The sequence below is a fragment of the Nonomuraea sp. NPDC050643 genome (assembly GCF_040654715.1).
Classification (GTDB): Bacteria; Actinomycetota; Actinomycetes; order Streptosporangiales; family Streptosporangiaceae; genus Nonomuraea.
Map to the genome: position 1 here is coordinate 1 of NZ_JBFAIM010000097.1, position 16,291 is coordinate 16,291.

The 16,291-nt window shown below is 73.2% G+C and carries 19 protein-coding genes; 6 read left to right on the forward strand and 13 right to left on the reverse strand.

The features are described 5' to 3' along the window. The 7 genes from AB0I15_RS61270 to AB0I15_RS61300 all read right to left on the reverse strand — a co-directional run. The coding region (locus AB0I15_RS61270) for an LLM class flavin-dependent oxidoreductase (RefSeq protein ID WP_358118649.1) at window positions 1–499 on the reverse strand (499 nt) is incomplete at its 3' end. A 74-nt stretch (window positions 500–573) separates the two neighbouring features. Continuing rightward, on the reverse strand, window positions 574–1,566 hold the full coding sequence (locus AB0I15_RS61275) for a DNA-binding protein (protein WP_358118650.1): 993 nt from the start codon (window positions 1,564–1,566) through the stop codon (window positions 574–576). A 137-nt stretch (window positions 1,567–1,703) separates the two neighbouring features. Beyond that, window positions 1,704–2,969 carry an alpha-amylase family glycosyl hydrolase gene (locus tag AB0I15_RS61280; protein ID WP_358118651.1) on the reverse strand — a complete coding sequence of 422 codons (1,266 nt, stop codon included), beginning with the start codon at window positions 2,967–2,969 and terminating at the stop codon, window positions 1,704–1,706. 12 nt (window positions 2,970–2,981) lie between these two features. Beyond that, a complete protein-coding gene (locus tag AB0I15_RS61285; protein ID WP_358118653.1) occupies window positions 2,982–3,626 on the reverse strand; it encodes a response regulator transcription factor in 645 nt (214 codons plus the stop codon). A gap of 4 nt (window positions 3,627–3,630) precedes the next feature. After that, window positions 3,631–4,908 carry a sensor histidine kinase gene (locus tag AB0I15_RS61290; RefSeq protein ID WP_358118654.1) on the reverse strand — a complete coding sequence of 426 codons (1,278 nt, stop codon included), beginning with the start codon at window positions 4,906–4,908 and terminating at the stop codon, window positions 3,631–3,633. Between the two features lie 37 nt (window positions 4,909–4,945). After that, window positions 4,946–5,233, reverse strand: a complete 288-nt coding sequence (locus AB0I15_RS61295) for a hypothetical protein (RefSeq protein ID WP_358118656.1) — start codon at window positions 5,231–5,233, stop codon at window positions 4,946–4,948. A 7-nt stretch (window positions 5,234–5,240) separates the two neighbouring features. Further along, entirely contained in the window at window positions 5,241–5,687 is a 447-nt protein-coding gene (locus AB0I15_RS61300) for a TIM-barrel domain-containing protein (protein ID WP_358118657.1), read from the reverse strand. Between AB0I15_RS61300 and AB0I15_RS61305 the strand changes: the two genes are divergently transcribed. Together AB0I15_RS61305 and rpmF are read left to right on the forward strand one after the other, a co-directional pair. Next, window positions 5,688–5,762: a hypothetical protein gene (locus AB0I15_RS61305; protein WP_358118720.1), complete on the forward strand. Its 75-nt coding sequence runs from the start codon at window positions 5,688–5,690 to the stop codon at window positions 5,760–5,762. A 2-nt stretch (window positions 5,763–5,764) separates the two neighbouring features. After that, window positions 5,765–5,932 carry a 50S ribosomal protein L32 gene (rpmF, locus tag AB0I15_RS61310; RefSeq protein WP_358118659.1) on the forward strand — a complete coding sequence of 56 codons (168 nt, stop codon included), beginning with the start codon at window positions 5,765–5,767 and terminating at the stop codon, window positions 5,930–5,932. On the opposite strand, the gene AB0I15_RS61315 is transcribed toward rpmF, so the two are convergent. From AB0I15_RS61315 to AB0I15_RS61325, 3 genes are all read right to left on the reverse strand, one after another. Then, on the reverse strand, window positions 5,919–6,578 hold the full coding sequence (locus tag AB0I15_RS61315) for a Pr6Pr family membrane protein (protein WP_358118660.1): 660 nt from the start codon (window positions 6,576–6,578) through the stop codon (window positions 5,919–5,921). The genes rpmF and AB0I15_RS61315 overlap by 14 nt on opposite strands. Window positions 6,579–6,602: 24 nt before the next feature. Further along, window positions 6,603–7,073 (reverse strand): VOC family protein, encoded by a 471-nt coding sequence (locus tag AB0I15_RS61320; protein ID WP_358118662.1) that lies wholly within the window; start codon window positions 7,071–7,073, stop codon window positions 6,603–6,605. Window positions 7,074–7,170: 97 nt separating this feature from the next. Continuing rightward, a complete protein-coding gene (locus AB0I15_RS61325; protein WP_358118664.1) occupies window positions 7,171–8,094 on the reverse strand; it encodes an AEC family transporter in 924 nt (307 codons plus the stop codon). A 154-nt stretch (window positions 8,095–8,248) separates the two neighbouring features. Here AB0I15_RS61325 and AB0I15_RS61330 point away from each other — a divergent pair, with 154 nt between their 5' ends. The 3 genes from AB0I15_RS61330 to AB0I15_RS61340 are packed head-to-tail and all read left to right on the forward strand — an operon-like array spanning window position 8,249 to window position 11,899. Further along, complete coding sequence (locus AB0I15_RS61330) at window positions 8,249–8,743, forward strand: (2Fe-2S)-binding protein (protein ID WP_358118665.1); 495 nt, start codon at window positions 8,249–8,251, stop codon at window positions 8,741–8,743. Continuing rightward, a complete protein-coding gene (locus AB0I15_RS61335; RefSeq protein WP_358118667.1) occupies window positions 8,736–9,722 on the forward strand; it encodes a xanthine dehydrogenase family protein subunit M in 987 nt (328 codons plus the stop codon). The genes AB0I15_RS61330 and AB0I15_RS61335 overlap by 8 nt, the downstream gene beginning before the upstream one ends. After that, on the forward strand, window positions 9,719–11,899 hold the full coding sequence (locus AB0I15_RS61340; protein ID WP_358118669.1) for a xanthine dehydrogenase family protein molybdopterin-binding subunit: 2,181 nt from the start codon (window positions 9,719–9,721) through the stop codon (window positions 11,897–11,899). Before AB0I15_RS61335 ends, AB0I15_RS61340 begins: the two co-directional genes overlap by 4 nt. 117 nt (window positions 11,900–12,016) lie before the next feature. Here the strand turns inward: AB0I15_RS61340 and AB0I15_RS61345 are convergent, their stop codons facing one another. Then, window positions 12,017–13,462 (reverse strand): peptidoglycan recognition family protein, encoded by a 1,446-nt coding sequence (locus AB0I15_RS61345; RefSeq protein ID WP_358118670.1) that lies wholly within the window; start codon window positions 13,460–13,462, stop codon window positions 12,017–12,019. A gap of 68 nt (window positions 13,463–13,530) precedes the next feature. Between AB0I15_RS61345 and AB0I15_RS61350 the strand changes: the two genes are divergently transcribed. Beyond that, window positions 13,531–14,079 carry an AAA family ATPase gene (locus AB0I15_RS61350; RefSeq protein ID WP_358118672.1) on the forward strand — a complete coding sequence of 183 codons (549 nt, stop codon included), beginning with the start codon at window positions 13,531–13,533 and terminating at the stop codon, window positions 14,077–14,079. A 25-nt stretch (window positions 14,080–14,104) separates the two neighbouring features. On the opposite strand, the gene AB0I15_RS61355 is transcribed toward AB0I15_RS61350, so the two are convergent. Both AB0I15_RS61355 and AB0I15_RS61360 read right to left on the reverse strand, forming a co-directional pair. Next, a complete protein-coding gene (locus tag AB0I15_RS61355) occupies window positions 14,105–14,998 on the reverse strand; it encodes an aldo/keto reductase (RefSeq protein WP_358118674.1) in 894 nt (297 codons plus the stop codon). A gap of 95 nt (window positions 14,999–15,093) precedes the next feature. Further along, the gene (locus AB0I15_RS61360; protein ID WP_358118675.1) at window positions 15,094–16,272 is read right to left on the reverse strand and encodes an FAD-dependent monooxygenase; all 1,179 of its coding nucleotides are present in this window, start codon (window positions 16,270–16,272) and stop codon (window positions 15,094–15,096) included. Between the last annotated feature and the right edge of the window lie 19 nt (window positions 16,273–16,291).

Sequence of the window (16,291 nt, forward strand, 5' to 3'; positions counted from 1 at the left end):
TCTCGCGCAGGTCCACCGTGACCGGCACCCCGCGCAGCAGCGGCTTGACGAAGTCCGGCCACTGCTCGCCGTCGAAGCCGATCGTGGCCGGCTCGCCGCGGATGAGCCCCGGCAGCACCCGCAGCGCGGCGTCCGTCCAGGCCCCGCGTCCGGTCGATGGCGCTCCCACCGCCCGCCAGAACGGCGACCCGGGGAACCCGCCGATCCCGACCCCGAGCACCACCCGGCCGCCCGACAGGTGCTGCAGGGTCTGCACCTGCGAGGCCACCCAGGCGACCGGCCGCAACGGCAGGCTGAGCACACCGAATTCCAGCCCGATCCGCTCCGTCGCGCTCGCGGCGGCGGCCAGGACCAGCGCGGGATCCAGCCCCGGAGTGCCGTCCCCGATGATGACGTCGGCCATGCCGACGGCGTCATAGCCGAGCCCTTCGAGGTGGCGCGCCGACGCGAGGTCGGGCAGACCTCCCGGGTCCGTGGGCATGTTCGTGGTCAGCCGCATCGCGAGCCTCCGTGGTCACCTGGGCGAACGGGTACGCGGGCCACGCTAGAACCTCAAGTCCGCTTGACCTCAAGTCAGGCGATGTCGGACGCGATGTGCGTGACGGCCGCCATGGCGCCGTACGCCAGCAGGTACACCGTGCAGTGGTCGCTGAAGCGGCGGTCGGTGGCGCGCCAGGCGGCGACCAGTTCGTCGGTGACGGCCTCCGGCGCCAGGCCCGCCAGCACCGCCACCCGCGCCCCCGCGCGCTCCTGCTCCGGCAGCCCCGCCAGCGGCTCCTCCAGCCAGTCGCCCGCCGTCGGGCGGCGGCCCCGGTGGGCGGCGATCACCGCGCTCGACACGGCCGCAGCCTGCGGGGAGAGCAGGCCGGAGCCCTGGGCGGCGGTGGCGGCGAGGGCGGCGTACGCGGTGCCGATCGGCACCCCGGCCGCCCACTTCGGCGCCTCCCCGGACGGCAGGCCGTCCAGCAGGGGCAGCGTGGCCCCCGGCCGCAGGTCCCGGCGCAGCTCCCGCAGGACCGGGGCGCCCTCGAACGGCGGCTCGTCGGCCGGGTCCATGCTGCCCGGCGTCAGCCCGGCGGGCAGCATGGCGGCCGCCACCCGGTTGACGAAATGCGTGAACAGCACCGTGCCGAGAAATTCGGCGGCCACCTCGGACGGGAACGGCGCCGGCTCCCCGCCCACCGACCCCGTGGAGAACGCCCAGCTCAGCAGCGCCGCCAGCCGGTCGTCGGCCGGCCGGTCCCAGCGCTCGATCGCATCGGCGAGGTCCGGCTCACCCAGCAGTCGCAGCACCGCCAGGAACGCCTGGACGTCGTACTCCAGCCCGTTGGCCTGGGCCACCCCCAGCGCCACCACGGCCTTGTCCAGCGGCGGCACCTGCCCGGCGAGCTGCGCCTCGCGCATCAGCGACCACCCGGCCGCCATCAGCTCCGGCGCGGGCGACATCATCATCACCGCCGGGCCGATGCTGCTGAACTCGGTGTTGACCTGCGTGTACACCTCGGCGAGCAGCCCGCGGGCGCGCTGCGGGGCGACGGGGGTGATGTGACGGATCAGCGACGACATGAACGATGCCTCCAGGAGAGTTCGACAGGCTCGATCGTCGCCGCAGGGGGCGGGGTGTGTCGTCGTACGGCCGGAGACAGTGCGCGTTACTTCCGCCGCCGTAGAGGCGCGCCCGTGTACGGCGGCGGAAGTAGCCCTCAGCCGGACTTGTCGACGAGCACCCGCCACCCGTGGGCCGGGACCAGCGCCGGATCCCCCTCACCGCCGTCGCCCGCCTCGGCCACGGCGCACTCACCGGTGCCGAGCGGGAAGAGGTGGGGCCGGTCCTCCAGGTTGAGCAGGGTGAGCAGCGCCCGGCCCGGCCCGCCGGTACGCAGCACGGCCGTGCGATTGTCCAGGTGCGTCACGCTCGTGCGGGCCCTGGCCAGCCACGGGTGCCGCCGCCGCAGCGCGATCAGCCGCCGGTGCAGCTCGAACACCTCCCGCCCCGCCGCGGGCAGCTCCGCCGGCGTGGCGGGGAAGGCCGGCCTGATGGCGTCGTCGCCGCCCTCCCGCTCCTCCTTCAGGCCCTGATGGCCCAGCTCGTCGCCGTAGTAGACGCTCGGCACGCCGCCGACGGTGAACAGCACGGCCAGCGCGTGCCCCAGGTGGCGCGGGTCGTCCAGGCGGGTGGCCAGGCGGGTGACGTCGTGGTTGCCGGTGAAGGTCAGCGGGGCGAACGTCTCCAGCAGGGCGTCGTGCCGGGTCAGCGCGTGGGCCAGCTCGTACAGGTTGCGGTCGTTGAGTGAGCTCCAGATGGCCTTCCACAGCTCGTACTGGGTGACGGAGTCGAGCCCCGAGCGGGCCACGTAGCCGGCGTAGTCGCCGTGGATGACCTCGCCGACGAACCACGCCCGCGGATGCCGGGCGCGCACGCCGGGCAGCACGGCGCTCCAGAACCCGGCCGGCACGGCGTACGCGGCGTCCAGCCGCCAGCCCGCCGCGCCCCGGTCCAGCCAGTGGCCGAGCACCCCGGCGACGTGCCGCCGCACGCCCTCCTGCGCGTGGTCGAGCGCCACCAGCCGGTCGTGGCCCTCGAAGGTGTCGACGTCGCCGACCGGCCCGCGCCTGAGCCAGCCGGGATCCCCGACGAACGAGCGGCCGACGTGGTTGAACACGCCGTCGAGCAGGATCCGCAGCCCGCGCTCGCCCGCCTGCCGCACCAGCGCGTCGAAGTCGGCGTCGTCGCCGAGGCGCGGGTCGATGGCGAAGTGGTCGACGGTGTCATAGCCGTGCGTCTCGGAGGCGAAGATCGGGCCCAGCAGCAGGCCGGTGCAGCCCAGCTCGGCCGCGTGGTCGAGCCACGGCTCGAGGCGGCGCAACCGGTGGCGCACGGGGCCGTCACCGGACGCCGCGGGTGCCCCGGTGAAGCCCAGCGGGTAGACCTGCCACCAGATCGCCTCATCACTCCACGAAGGGGCCATCCCTTAACGATATTACGGCTCCCTGCGCTCTCCGAGCAGGCCGCTCTCGTACGCCGCCGCCACGGCCGCCGCCCGGTCCTTGACCTCGAGCTTGGCGAAGATGTGCAGCAGGTGCGTCTTCACCGTCGCCTCGGTGATGAACAGCCGGGCCGCGACCTCGCGGTTCGTCGAGCCCCGGGCGATCAGCCCGAGCACCTCCGTCTCCCGGGGGCTGAGCGGCGACGGCCGCCGCCCGGCCTCCCGCGCGCCCCGCGCCAGCACCCCGGCCACGGAAGGCGACAGCACGGTCTCGCCACGGGCCGCCGCCCGCGCGGCCCGGCGCAGGTCGGCGCGCGGCGTGTCCTTGAGGAGGTAGCCGGTGGCGCCCTCGGCGATCGCGGGCAGCACGTCGGCGTCGTCGTCGAACGTGGTCAGCACCAGCACGGGCAGGCCGGGCGTCTGCTCGCGCAGCGCCCTGATGACCTCCGGGCCGCTCATCCCCGGCATGCGCAGGTCCATGAGCACGATGTCGGGGCCGGTCCGCAGGGCGACGGCCAGCGCCTCCGCCCCGTCGGCCGCCTCGCCGACGACCTCGAACTCGCCGTCGGAGGAGAAGATCCCGCGCAGGCCGTCACGTACGACGGGATGGTCGTCGACGATGATCAGACGAACGGGCACGCCTTCACTCCACACGTGTCGGATCCTCCGTTCCCGAGCCGGACTCGGCGGGCAGGGCCGGGAGGGTCGCCGAGATGCCCGTTCCCTGGCCGGGAGCCGATTCGACGGCGAACCGGCCGGCCAGCCGGGTGACGCGCTGGCGCATCGCGACGAGCCCGAACCCACCCGAGCCGCCGGGCGTGAAGCCGGCGCCGTCGTCGCGCACGTCCAAGGCCACCACGTCCTCCATGTACGACAGGGTCAGCCCGGCCCGCCCCGCGCCGGCGTGCTTGGCGACGTTGGCCAGCGCCTCCTGGGCCACGCGCAGCACCGTGTCCTCCACCTCGGCGTGCAACGGCCGCGGCTCCCCGGTGACCGAGACGAACACGGGCACGCCGTTGCGATCCGACCAGGCGGCGGCGATGTCGCGCAGCGCCGTACCGAGCTGCGCCTCCTGCAGCGCCGCCGGCCGTAGCGCCTGCACCGACCGCCGCGCCTCGGCCAGGCTCTCCTTGGCGGTGTCCCGCGCCGCCACCAGCCGCGTGCGCGCCGCGTCCGCCTGCACCCCGGACTCGGCGGCTTCGAGCTGCGTGATGATGGCCGTCAGCCCCTGGGCGAGGGTGTCGTGGATCTCCCTGGCCATCCGCTGCCGCTCCGCCAGCACCCCAGCCTCCCGCGCCCGCCCCAGCAGCCTGGCCTGCAGATCGGCGTTCTCCTGCGCGAGGGCGGTCAGCTTGGCGGCGTTCGCCTCGAGCTGCGCGATCATCACCTTGCGCTGGGCGTTCTGGCGGGAGATCGTCCTGATGAACACCCCGACCGTGGCGGCGACCAGCACCCCGATCAGCACGGAGAGGATCATCTCGCCGGGCCCGCGCCCGTCCGGCGGCCGGGCCACGACCAGCACCCCCGCCGTCGCCGCCACCCCCGCGTACGCCCACCGCCCCGGCAGCAGCTCGAACGACTGGATGAAGGCCCCCAGCGCCGTCACGCTGAACACCGCGTCGATCCTGATCAGCACCGCGACGAGCGACAACAGCACCACGAAGTACGCGACCAGCGCCCAGGGCCGCTCGATCCGCTCCATTTGCTCGGCCCGCCGGATCCGGGCGAACCGCGAGCCCGTCATGAACCAGTGCCACGCCGCCGCGAGCACCGCCGGCCCGGCCGCCACGACCCGCCCCTGCAGCAGGGCGTAGAGCGCGGGCAGCAGAATGAACAGGTAGGGCAGCACCGGCCAGGCCGGATCCCGCCGCGCCCCGTCGACCGCGCCCACTTCTGGGCTCACCACCGCGACGCCCCGCATGACCCGGCCATGCCGCCCACAGTAGCCCGGCCGCCGATCAAGCCCCATCCATCGTCCGGAATCCGGCCGCCGATGCGCGGGGACGGCCTCGATCCACCCGCCTGAACCACGGCAGCCGCGACAGCGGCGCGTCCACCGTGACGACCGCGGGACCGGCCACGGCCACGCCGTCGTCGGCCCGCCACGTGCCGGGCGGCACGACCACCTCGCGAACCGTGGCGTCCTTGTCCAGCACCGGCGCCACCAGGAGATCCGGCCCCAGCAGGAACTGGTCGGTGACCGTCGCGTAGCCGCGCCCCGGATGGTCGAACTCCAGCGGCCGCATGATCGGATCACCGGTACGGGCCGACTCCCGGGCCAGCGCTCGGGATGAGGCTGCTCAGCCCGTCGGGGCCGGCCCAGGCGTGGTGCTTGTCGCGCTGCCGCTGGGCCGGCGGCAGGCCGGCGGCCAGCCAGGCGTCGCGGAACTCGTTCAGCCGGTAGCCGGCGCCGAAACGGTTCCAGGCCACCGTGTACGCCTGCGGATCCGGGCAGCCGAGCGCCGCGTAGAAGGGCGCCTCGCCGCCGTCGAACTCGAACCCGTCCACGCCGATCTCCTGGCGCAGCCGCGTCAGCTCGCCCGACAACCAGCGCAGGGCGCGCGGGTCGAGGAGGTCGAGGGCGGCGCCGTAGCCGTTCCACCATTCGCCGATGGCGACCTTGCCGCGCGCGTCGCGTACGAGCAGGCCGTCGTCGCGCAGCCGCCGGAAGACGGGCGTGTCCGGGCTGATGTACGGCACCTGAGCTCGCGGGTGCGTTTCCGTGCGATGGCGCACCGGGGAGAGCTGCCCGGCGTGTCGAAGGCGAGCTGGTAGCGGTGGCCGTCCCCAAGCGCAGGACCTCCCGCGCCGACACCCGGCACCGCCGCAGCCGGTGGCGGGCGACGGCCCCCGACCTGGTCCCGATCGTGGTGGACGGGCGGGAGCTGCTCGTGCCCCGCCCGCTCGTCCGCGCCTACCAGAGAGGATTGATCACCCCCCGCTGATCCGAACGGGCTCCTCCTCGGGGACGGGTGCCGTGGGGGCGCCGCGTGGTGACGCCAGGCGGTCCAGCCCGAGCAGGGCCGCGCCGAGCACCAGGAAGCCCGCTCCGAGCACGGCCTGCCACAGCAGCACCCAGCCGTAGCCGTGCTCGGACGGGTCCAGGAAGAAGTACGGATACCGGTTCGGCACCGTCGGGAACCACACCGCGCGCAGCACCGACGTCACGCCGTACCCCAGCGGGAACAGCAGCCACAGCGGCAGGTCCCGCCAGGGCACCACGCGGTGCGGCCCGAACGCCACCCAGTCGAACAGGGCCATCAGCGGCACCACGTAGTGCAGCAGGAAGATCGACCGGTGGGCGAGCAGGGTCTCGGGGTCGCCGTGGACGAGGCCCGGCAGCGGGTTCTCGCCGTCGTTGGTCACGAAGTGCGAGACCAGGCACGTGATCATGATCCAGAGCGTGACCGCGCCGCGCAGCCGGGGAGCCGCCGGGTCCACGGTGCGGCGCCGCACCATCCAGTACAGGACACCGGCGTAGTAGCCCAGCACGATGAGGTTGCTCTGGGTGGTGAAGAAGTGGACACGGTGGCTGCCGGTGAGCATTCCCAGCACCCCGGCCGCCACGCCGCCGGCCCGCCGGGTGAGCACCCGGTGGGCCGGTGGCCGTGCGGGTCAGCGGCCGGCGGCCTCTTCGAGGGCCCTGACGTCGATCTTCCGCATCCCCAGCATCGCCTTCATGGCCTGCTGCGCCGCGGCCGGGTCGGGGTCGCTCAGCAGCTCGTGCATGCGCCGGGGGATGATCTGCCACGACAGGCCCCAGCGGTCCTTCAGCCAGCCGCACTGCGACTCCTGGCCGCCCTCGGTGAGCTTGGCCCACAGCTCGTCCACCTCCGCCTGCGACTCACAGTCGACATAGAGGGAGATGGCCTCGGTGAAGGTGAACTCCGGGCCGCCGTTCAGCGCCAGGAACCGCTGGCCGGCCAGCTCGAACGAGACCATCATGGCCGTCCCGGCCGGGCCGGGGCCCGCGTCGCCGTAGCGCCGCACGTCGAGGATGCGCGAGTCGGCGAACAGCGAGGTGTAGAAGGTGGCGGCCTCCTCGGCCTGGTTGTCGAACCACAGGTACGTGGTGATCTTCTGCATGGTGTGTCCCTCCGAGGGGGTCCGTTCGCGTGTACTCCCCAACGCGTCGAACGCCTTGACCCCGGATCGACACCCGCTTCGAAGAACTTTTCCGGGCTCAGCCCAGGACGGCGCCGATCGCGGTCATGATCGGGATCGACAGGCCCGTCGTCAGCAGGATCGTGCCGCGGGCCAGGCGTCGGCCGGTGTCGTACGTGACCGCGTACACGTAGATGTTCTGGGCCGTGGGCAGGGCCGCGAACAGGGTGGCGGCCAGGAGCTGGGTGCCGTCGAGGCCGAGGAGGTAGCGGGCGGTGACGTACCCGACGGCGGGCTGGGCGAACGCCTTGAGCGTCACGGCCAGGGCGATGTCCTTGCCGACGCCGTCCTCCTCGGGGGCGGTGGGGGCGCGGCGGGAGCCGTACAGGCTCAGGCCGTAGGCCAGCAGCGCGACGGGCACGGCCGCGCCGCCGAGCAGGTCGATCGGGCGCATCACCGTGACCGGCAGCGAGAGGCCGCTGAGCGCGAGGGCGAGCCCGAGCAGGGAGGCGACCGTCAGCGGGTTGCGGAAGGGGAGCAGCAGCGCCGTCCGCGGCGACCGCGAGCCCTTGTCGAGGATGAGGAAGGCGACGGGGGTCAGCACCAGGAGCTGGAAGAGCAGCACGGGGGCCACGAGGGCTGCGTCGCCGAGGACGTACAGGGAGATGGGCACGCCCAGGTTGCCGGCGTTGACGTACGACGAGGCCAGCGCGCCGATCGTGGCCTCCCGCGCGGTACGCCGCCACGCAAGCTTCGCCACCAGCACGAACACCAGTTGAGTGAACGCCACCGCGACGATCTCCGTCAGCAGCACCGGCGAGAACAGCGCCCCCAGGTCGGCCTTCGACACCGTGGCGAACATCAGCGCGGGCGTCGCCACGAAGAACGCCAGCCGCGACAGCACCAGCTCGTCACTGGCCCGGAGCAGGCCCGTCACGCCGATGATGTATCCCAGCACGGCGACCGACACCAGAGCGGCGAACGCCGCCACAACCCCCGACAACCCCATTACCTCCCAAAGCGGACGCTCAGGAGCGTATCCGAGGCCGCCGGGGGAGATTTTGCCGGTCCTGGTCGGGCGCGTACGATGAAAATTCGGACACCGGAAGTGGATCTCCCCCCGCAAGACACGGCACCGCCGTCGGGATCGAGGGAGCATGACTCGGACACCAGACAATCGGCCGCACCTCACGGTGACGTTGACGATCAACGGCGAGAAACGTGAACTCGACCTGGACGCCCGCGTCACCCTGCTGGACGCGCTGCGCGACCGGCTCGGGCTGACCGGCACCAAGAAGGGCTGTGACCAGGGCGCGTGCGGCGCCTGCACGGTGATGGCCGACGGGCGGCGCGTCCTGTCCTGCTTGACGCTCGCCGCGCAGTGCGAAGGCCGCGAGATCACCACCATCGAAGGGCTGAGCGCCGACGGCGCCCTGCACCCGGTGCAGGAGGCGTTCGTGCGGCACGACGCCTTCCAGTGCGGCTACTGCACGCCCGGCCAGGTGATGTCCGCGGTGTGCCTGCTGACCGAGGGACGCGCGGGGTCGGACGCCGACATCAGGGAGTTCATGAGCGGCAACCTGTGCCGCTGCGGGGCCTACCCGAACATCGTCGCGGCCATCCGCGAGCTGGCGGGAGACGGCGATGCGTGAGTTCGAGTACGTCAGGGCCGACGAGATCGGCCAGGCCGTCGCCACGGTCACGGCCGACCCGGCCGCCTCCTACCTGGCGGGCGGCACCACCCAGCTCGACCTGATGAAGGACGGCGTGCTCGGGCCCGAACGCCTCGTCGACATCACCCGGCTGCCCATGCGCGGGGTCGCCCGCGAGGGCGGCACGCTCCGCGTCGGCGCGCTGACCACGATGGAGGAGCTGGCCGCCGACCCGACCGTGGCCGGCCGCCTGCCGCTCGTCCGCCAGGCACTGCTGCTGGGCGCGTCGGTGCAGCTCCGCAACATGGCCACCATCGGCGGCAACCTGCTGCAGCGCACCCGCTGCCGCTACTTCCGCGACCCGACCGTGCCCGCGTGCAACAAGCGCAGCCCCGGCACCGGCTGCGCCGCCGTCACCGGCGCCGCCCGCATGCACGCCGTCCTCGGCGCGGGGCGCGCCTGCATCGCGCTGCACGCCTCCGACCTGGCCGTGGCGCTGGTCGCGCTCGACGCCGTCGTCCACGTCCAGAGCCGCGACGGCACGCGCTCGATCCCGCTGACCGGCTTCTACCTGCTCCCGGGCGACACCCCCGACCGGGAGAACGTGCTCGCCCACGGGGAGCTGATCACCGCCGTGGACATCCCGCTGCCGCCCGAGGGCACCCGCTCCGGCTACCTGAAGGTCCGCGACCGCGCCTCTTACGAGTTCGCGCTCGCCTCCGCCGCGGTGGCCCTGATCCTGGACGACGGCGTGATCCGCGAGGCCCGGGTGGCGCTCGGCGGCGTCGGCACCGTGCCGTGGCGGGCACGGGAGGCCGAGGACGTCCTGCGCGGGGCGCCGGCCGCGGCCCCGGCGTTCCTGGCCGCCGCCGAGGCGAGCGTGCGCGACCCGTTCACCGTGCCCGGCACCGCGTTCAAGGTGGAACTGGCGAAACGCACGCTGGTCCGGGCCCTGCGCACCGTTGCGGAGGCGTCATGAACACGAGTGTGGACCGGGTGGACGGGCCGCTGAAGGTGAGGGGCGCCGCGACGTACCCGAACGACGTCGACGTGCCCGGCCTGGCGTACGCCGCGGTCGTGCGCTCCACGATCGCCGCCGGGCGCATCGCCCGCCTCGACACGCGCGCGGCCGAGGACTCGCCGGGCGTGCTGGCGGTGCTCACCCACCTCAACGCGCCCAAGCTGGAGCCGGGGCCGCAGTCCTTCCTCGGCACCCCGCCGCCGCCCCTCCAGGACGACCGGATCGTGTACCACGGCCAGTACGTCGCCGTCGTGGTCGCCGAGACCCCCGAGCAGGCGAGCGCCGCGGCCCGGCGGGTCGAGGCCGGCTACGAGGCGGTGGAGCCGCGCCTGCGGATGGACGACCCGCGGGCCGAGCGGCTGGTCAACCCCTGGGGCATGGACGCCTCCTGGGGTGACGTGCGGGCCGCGCTCAACGACGCCGAGGTCATGGTCGACGCCGCGTACACGACCGCGGAGAACACCAACAACCCGCTCGGCCCGTTCGGCACGGTGGCCGCATGGGAGGGCGACGCCCTGACCGTGCACGACTCGACCCAGTGGCCCGTCCACGTGCGGGCCACGCTGGCCCGGATGTTCGGGGTGCCCGAGGCCGGGGTGCGGGTGCTGGTGCCGTACGTCGGGGGCGGGTTCGGGACCGGGCTGCGCGTCTGGCCGCACGTGGCGCTGGCCGCGCTCGCGGCGCGCGAGGCCGGGCGGCCGGTCAAGCTCGTGCTGACCCGCCCGGAGATGTTCACCGGCGTCGGCCACCGCACCGCCACGACGCAGCGCGTCAGGCTCGGCGCCGCGCGCGACGGCCGGCTGACCGCGATCGAGCACGAGAGCGTCTCGACGCTGTCGATCGAGGGCGACAACATCGAACCCTGCTCGTCCGTCTCGACCGGCGCGTACGCCTGCCCGAACGTCGCCACCAGCGACCAGCTCGTACGCCTGAACATCCCGTGGACCAGCTCCATGCGCGCCCCCGGCGAGGCGCAGGGCAACTTCGCCCTCGAGTCCGCCATGGACGAGCTGGCCCACGAGCTCGGCCTCGACCCGCTGGTGCTGCGCCTGCGCAACTACGCCGAGACCCACCCGCAGCACGGCCTGCCCTACTCCAGCAAGGCGCTGCGCGAGTGCTACGAGGCGGGCGCCGAACGTTTCGGCTGGTCACGACGCCCGTCCCAGCCGCGCTCGACCCTCGACGGAGACGAGTACGTCGGCTACGGCATGGCCGGGATCAGCTACTTCTGGTACCAGGCGCCCTGCCAGGCGATGGCCACCCTGCGGGCCGACGGCACGGCGTACGTGGGCAGCGCCGTCACTGACATCGGCACCGGCACGTACACGGTCATGACCCAGCTCTCCGCCGAGCTTCTCGGCCTCGAACGGGACCAGGTCACCTTCGCCCTCGGCGACACCGCCCTGCCGCCGGGCGTGCACGCGGGCGGGTCGGGCCTGACGGCCGCCGCCGGCAGCGCGGTGTACGCGGCCTGCCGCAATCTGATCCAGGCCTTCCTCGACGCGGCGACCGCCGACCCCGGCTCGCCGCTGGCCGGCTGCGCCCTCGACGACGTCACCGTCGCCGGCGGGCGCATCCACCGGCGCGGCGAGCCGGAGCGGGGCGAGTCGTACACCGCGCTGCTGGCCGCGCGCGGCCTGGCCGAGCTGAGCGCCCACGGTGAGAGCACGCCGCGTCAGCCCCAGGAGGCCGGGATGGCGCCCGCGGGGCCGTTCGGGGCCCGGTTCGTGGAGGTACGGGTGGATCCCGAGCTGGGACGGCTGCGGGTGACCCGGGTCGTCTCGGCGATCGACGGCGGCCGGATCCTGAACGAGAAGCTGGCCAGGAGCCAGATCATCGGCGGGACCGTCGGCGGGATCGGCATGACGCTGTTCGAGGAGACGGTCACGGACGCGGACACGGGCCGGGTGGCCAACGCCACGTTCGGCGACTACCTGGTGCCGGTGAACGCCGACATCCCCGACCTGGAGGTGATCTTCGTCGGCGGTCCCGATCCGTTCAACCCCATCGGGGTGAAGGGCGTCGGGGAGATCGGCCTGGTCGGGATGGCCGCCGCCATCGCCAACGCGGTCTTCCACGCCACCGGCAGGCGCATCCGCTCCACGCCCATCACGATCGAACGCCTGCTCATGTGAGCCACGACCCATCAAGGCCGGCCCGCGTGCTCGACGGCGTCGAGGCCCGCGTCCGGCACACGTGAAAGGTGGCGCCCGGACCGAGGCCCGGACGCCACCTTCAGGTAGGAGAGGCTGCTAGCCGCAGTGCTCCGGAGGGCTGTCGTAGACGGACGCGCCCGCCTTGCCGCCCCACTTGACGCACTTGTCCGCCGCGCTGGCCCGCACCGGCCCCGCGAAGTACGCGAAGTTGCCGCTGTCGGTGGCGCGGGTCTGGCCCTCGACCTCCAGGTAGGCGCTGACGGCGCTGGCCGTGCCGATCGAGGTCTTCTTGATCGTGGTCACGCAGTTGTTGCCGTTGTCGGCGTTGTAGAGCAGGAAGACCGTGCCCGCCGTGCCCAGGGCCGCCTGGTCGATCACCTTGTAGCCGGTGCCGCAGACGGACTCGGGGGTGTGGGGGTTGGTGTTGCCGCCACCGCCGGTGACGAACTGCATGTAGCGGTTCCAGTCCCAGTGGCCGCCCGGGTCGGTGTGGGTGGCGCCGGGGACCTGGTTGTGGCCGACGATGTGGGTGCGGTCCTTGGGGATGCCGTACCGGTCGGCGATGTTACGGGTCAGCGCGGCCGAGGAGCGGTACATGGCGTCGGTGAACCAGGACGCGTTGTTGACATAGCCCTCGTGCTCGATGCCCACCGAGCGCCGGTTGTACGAGCCCGCGTGGAAGGCCCGGTTCTTCTCCCTGACCATCTGCGTCACGGCGCCGTCGGAGGAGCGGACGACGTAGTGTGCGGAGGTGGGGTTCGGGCGGGGGCCGGTCTGGAACCAGTCGATCGTCCCGGCGTAGGTGCCCTGGGCGACGTGGATGACGATCCGGTCGATCGCGTCGCTCGTCGGGCGGTTGGAGACCGCGTAGTTCGAGCTGTGCGCCGCCACCCAGGCGGCCCCCGGGTAGTCGGTCGAGGCCGCGAACGTGCTGGGGTTGTCGAGGTCCTTCGCCTTGGCGTACGAGCCGCGGTCGGGAGTGACGGTGCGGGCCTTGACGGTGACGGTCTCGCCGCCCGGCGTCGGGGCCTGGATACCCTTGGCGAGCTGCTCGTACACGGTGTCGGCGTACAGGCGGGCCACGTCGGGGGAGGAGGCGCCGCCGTACTTGGCGACGGCCTGATACCACTTGCCGGGTTCCTTGCGGGCCGCGGCGTCCAGGCCGAGCTGGTCGGCGTACGCCCGCAGCACGGCGGCGCCGCCCGCGATGTTGGCCGCGTCGTTCGTCTTCAGCGCCGAGGCCGCCTTGCCGGTCAGCGTGGCGGCGCGCTCGAGCGACTTGGAGGAGACCAGGTGCATCACGCCGTAGCCGCCGCTGGCGCTGGGCTCGCCACGGTGGCCGTCGAGATGGGTCTCGGCGTACGCGAGCGACACCAGCAGGTCGCGCGGGACCTCGTAGGTGGTGGCGGCGCCGGCGAACGCGTCGGCCATGGGGCCGGCGGTCACGGCCGCGGCCGGTCCGGCCACGACCAAGGACAGGGGGATGAGCGCGCCGGCCACCAGCGCGGCGGTACGGCGACGTCCGTTCGTGTGTTCACTCACGGGATCAAGATTGGGACGTGCACGTACAGAGAACCTCCAGAAACGGCACAAGCCCAGATGGGAAGGTCATGAAGCGATACATCCTCACCGGTACGCCGGGCTCCGGCAAGACCACGATCCTGCGGCGGCTGGCGGCCCTCGGCTATGCCACGGTCGACGAGGCCGCCACGGAGGTCATCGCGGTCGAGCAGGCACGGGGCGTGGACGAGCCGTGGACCCGGCCGTCCTTCATCGACAAGATCGTGGCCCTGCAACGCCGGCGGCAGCTCCAGCCGGTCACCGCCGGGCCGCCCGCCCAGTTCTTCGACCGCTCGCCCGTCTGCGCCCACGTGCTGAGCACCTGGCTCGGGCACCCGGTCCCGCCGGCGCTGTCCGCCGAGATCGAGCGGATCACCCGGGACGAGGTGTACGACCGGGACGTGTTCTTCGTCCGCAATCTCGGCTTCTGCGAACCGACCGAGGCGCGGCGGATCAGCTTCGAGGACTCACTGGAGTTCGAACGCCTCCACGAGCGGACCTACCAGGAGTTCGGGTTCCGGCTCATCGACGTCCCCGCCGCGCCGGTCCCCGAACGGGTGGCCGCCGTGACCTCCCGGCTCGCGCCGGCCGAGCCCTAGCCGTACCGGTTCCGGCGCGCCTGGCTCACATGAGGGCCAGCCGGGCCAGGTCGTCGTCCGTGAGCCGCAGCGCGGCGGCGGCCACGTTGGCGGCCAGGTGCTCGGGGTCGCCGGTGCCGGGGATGGCCAGCACGTGCGGGCCCTGGTGGAGGGTCCAGGCCACCCGTACCTGCGCGGGGGAGGCGCCGTGGGCGCGGGCGACGTCGAGCACGGCCTGGCCGTCGGCGCCGCTCGGGCCCGCCTCGCGCCCGGCGCCGGCGATCGCGAAGAACGGCACGAACGCGATGCCCTGCTCACCGCACACCCGCAGGACCTGCCGCTGGCCGGCCGAGGCGCCGACGCCGAAGGGGTTCTGCACGCACACCACCGGCGCGATGGCCTGCGCCTCGGCCAGGTGCGCGGTGGTGGCGTTGGACAGGCCGAGGTGGCGGACGAGGCCGGCCTCGCGCAGGTCGGCCAGGGCGCCGAAGTGCTCGGCGATCGAGCCGTCCCGGCGGCTCGGGGGGATGCGCAGGTTGACGACGTCCAGGTGGTCGCGGCCGAGCTGGCGCAGGTTCTCCTCGACCTGGCCGCGCAACTGCTCCGGCGTGGCCCACCACCACTGCCCCGAGGGGTCGCGGGCGGCCCAGACCTTGGTCGCGATGACCAGGTCGTCCGGGTACGGCGCCAGCGCCCGGTTGATGAGCTCGTTCGCCGAGCGCAGCGCCGAGAAGTAGAAGGCCGCGGTGTCGATGTGGTCGACGCCCAGCTCGACGGCGCGCCGCAGCACGGTGATCGACCGCTCCCGGTCGCTCGGGACGCCGAGGTCGAAGGCGGCGCTGCCGGTGAGCCGCATCGCGCCCAGGCCGACGCGGTTGACCGTCAGGTCGCCGAGTGCCCAGGTGCCCGCGGCGGCCGCCGGGCTGGTGTGCGAGGTCATGGAGCTCCTTCGGAAGGCGTTTTCGGGCATGAAAAAAGCCTTCCTGGCGGATGGGGATCCGGGCCGGGAAGGCTCAAGTGACGAAAGGGATCATATCAGGACGCGACGGGCTCCCAGTCGATGTGGTGGTCGTAGATCCACTGGCTGGGGTCGTGGCCGGTCCTGGCCATGTGCGACATCGCCAGGCGCATGATGAGGTCGCGCGGCACGCGGGCCAGGGGATTGAGCGCCTTCCACGCCCCGGTGCGGTTGCCCTGGGCGACGACCTTCTCGACGCGGGGGCGGCGCGCGCGCTCGTAGGCGGCGAACGCGGCCTCCACGCCGGGCTGGTCGCGCAGGCAGGTGGCCAGCACCACCGTGTCCTCGATGGCCATGGCGGCGCCCTGCCCGATGGACGGGGCGGTGGCGTGGGCCGCGTCCCCGATGATGATCATCCGGTCGCGGTGCCAGCGCGGCACGCGGGGCAGGTCGTAGGTGTTCCAGCCGGGCAGGAAGGTGGCGGTGGCGCCGATGATGTCGACGGCGGGGCCCTGGTCGCGGCGGAACAGCTCGACGAGGCGGGCCCGCCACTCGTGCGTGCTGATCTCGGCCAGTTCGGTGGACTGCGCGGGGTTGGCCGCCCACCACACCTCGCCGCCGGGGTGGGTGGTGTGGGAGAAGAAGCACCGCTTGCCGAAGACGGCGTTCATGACGCCGGGCGCGCTGCCGGTGGTCACGCCGCGCGCGTAGCCGCCGAGGGTGAGCAGGCCGGTGTAGCGGGCGGGCGGGGCCTCGGGGTCGATGACGTGACGGGTGCGTGAGCGCAGGCCGTCGGCGCCGATCAGCAGGTCGCCGTCGGCCGTGCCGCCGTCGGCGAAGCGCGCCCGTACGCCGTGGCCGGTCGGGGTGGCGTCGGTGAGGCGTTTGCCGTACTCGATGCGCAGGCCGCGGCTCAGGGCGTGCTCGCGCAGCACGCGGTAGAGGTCGGCCCGCTTGACGGTACGCGCGGTCGTGCCGTCGTCCAGGGCGCTGCCGTAGGACAACCGGCCCAGCTCACTGCCCGAACCGTTGCTCAGGATGATCGACGGGGTGTCGAAGCCCAGGTCGCCGAGGTCGATGTCGAGCGTGCGTAAGGCGTCGAGCGCGTTGACGGCGAGGGTCAGGAAGGCTCCGGCGTGGTCGGCGGACTTGTCGTACGCCTCGTAGATCACCGCGTCCATGCCGGCCTTGCGCAGGGCGATGGCGGAGAGCGTCCCGGCGATGCCGCCGCCGATGACCATGGCTGTGTATGTCATACACCGAGTGTATGACATA

Coding starts and splice junctions, on each gene's coding strand:
- AB0I15_RS61320 (WP_358118662.1), bottom strand. CDS start 7,073: ATGCAGAAGATCACCACGTACCTGTGGTTCGACAACCAGGCCGAGGAG.
- AB0I15_RS61335 (WP_358118667.1), top strand. CDS start 8,736: ATGCGTGAGTTCGAGTACGTCAGGGCCGACGAGATCGGCCAGGCCGTC.
- AB0I15_RS61275 (WP_358118650.1), bottom strand. CDS start 1,566: ATGTCGTCGCTGATCCGTCACATCACCCCCGTCGCCCCGCAGCGCGCC.
- AB0I15_RS61330 (WP_358118665.1), top strand. CDS start 8,249: ATGACTCGGACACCAGACAATCGGCCGCACCTCACGGTGACGTTGACG.
- AB0I15_RS61290 (WP_358118654.1), bottom strand. CDS start 4,908: ATGCGGGGCGTCGCGGTGGTGAGCCCAGAAGTGGGCGCGGTCGACGGG.
- AB0I15_RS61295 (WP_358118656.1), bottom strand. CDS start 5,233: ATGCGGCCGCTGGAGTTCGACCATCCGGGGCGCGGCTACGCGACGGTC.
- AB0I15_RS61355 (WP_358118674.1), bottom strand. CDS start 14,998: ATGACCTCGCACACCAGCCCGGCGGCCGCCGCGGGCACCTGGGCACTC.
- AB0I15_RS61340 (WP_358118669.1), top strand. CDS start 9,719: ATGAACACGAGTGTGGACCGGGTGGACGGGCCGCTGAAGGTGAGGGGC.
- AB0I15_RS61350 (WP_358118672.1), top strand. CDS start 13,531: ATGAAGCGATACATCCTCACCGGTACGCCGGGCTCCGGCAAGACCACG.
- AB0I15_RS61360 (WP_358118675.1), bottom strand. CDS start 16,272: ATGACATACACAGCCATGGTCATCGGCGGCGGCATCGCCGGGACGCTC.
- AB0I15_RS61280 (WP_358118651.1), bottom strand. CDS start 2,969: ATGGCCCCTTCGTGGAGTGATGAGGCGATCTGGTGGCAGGTCTACCCG.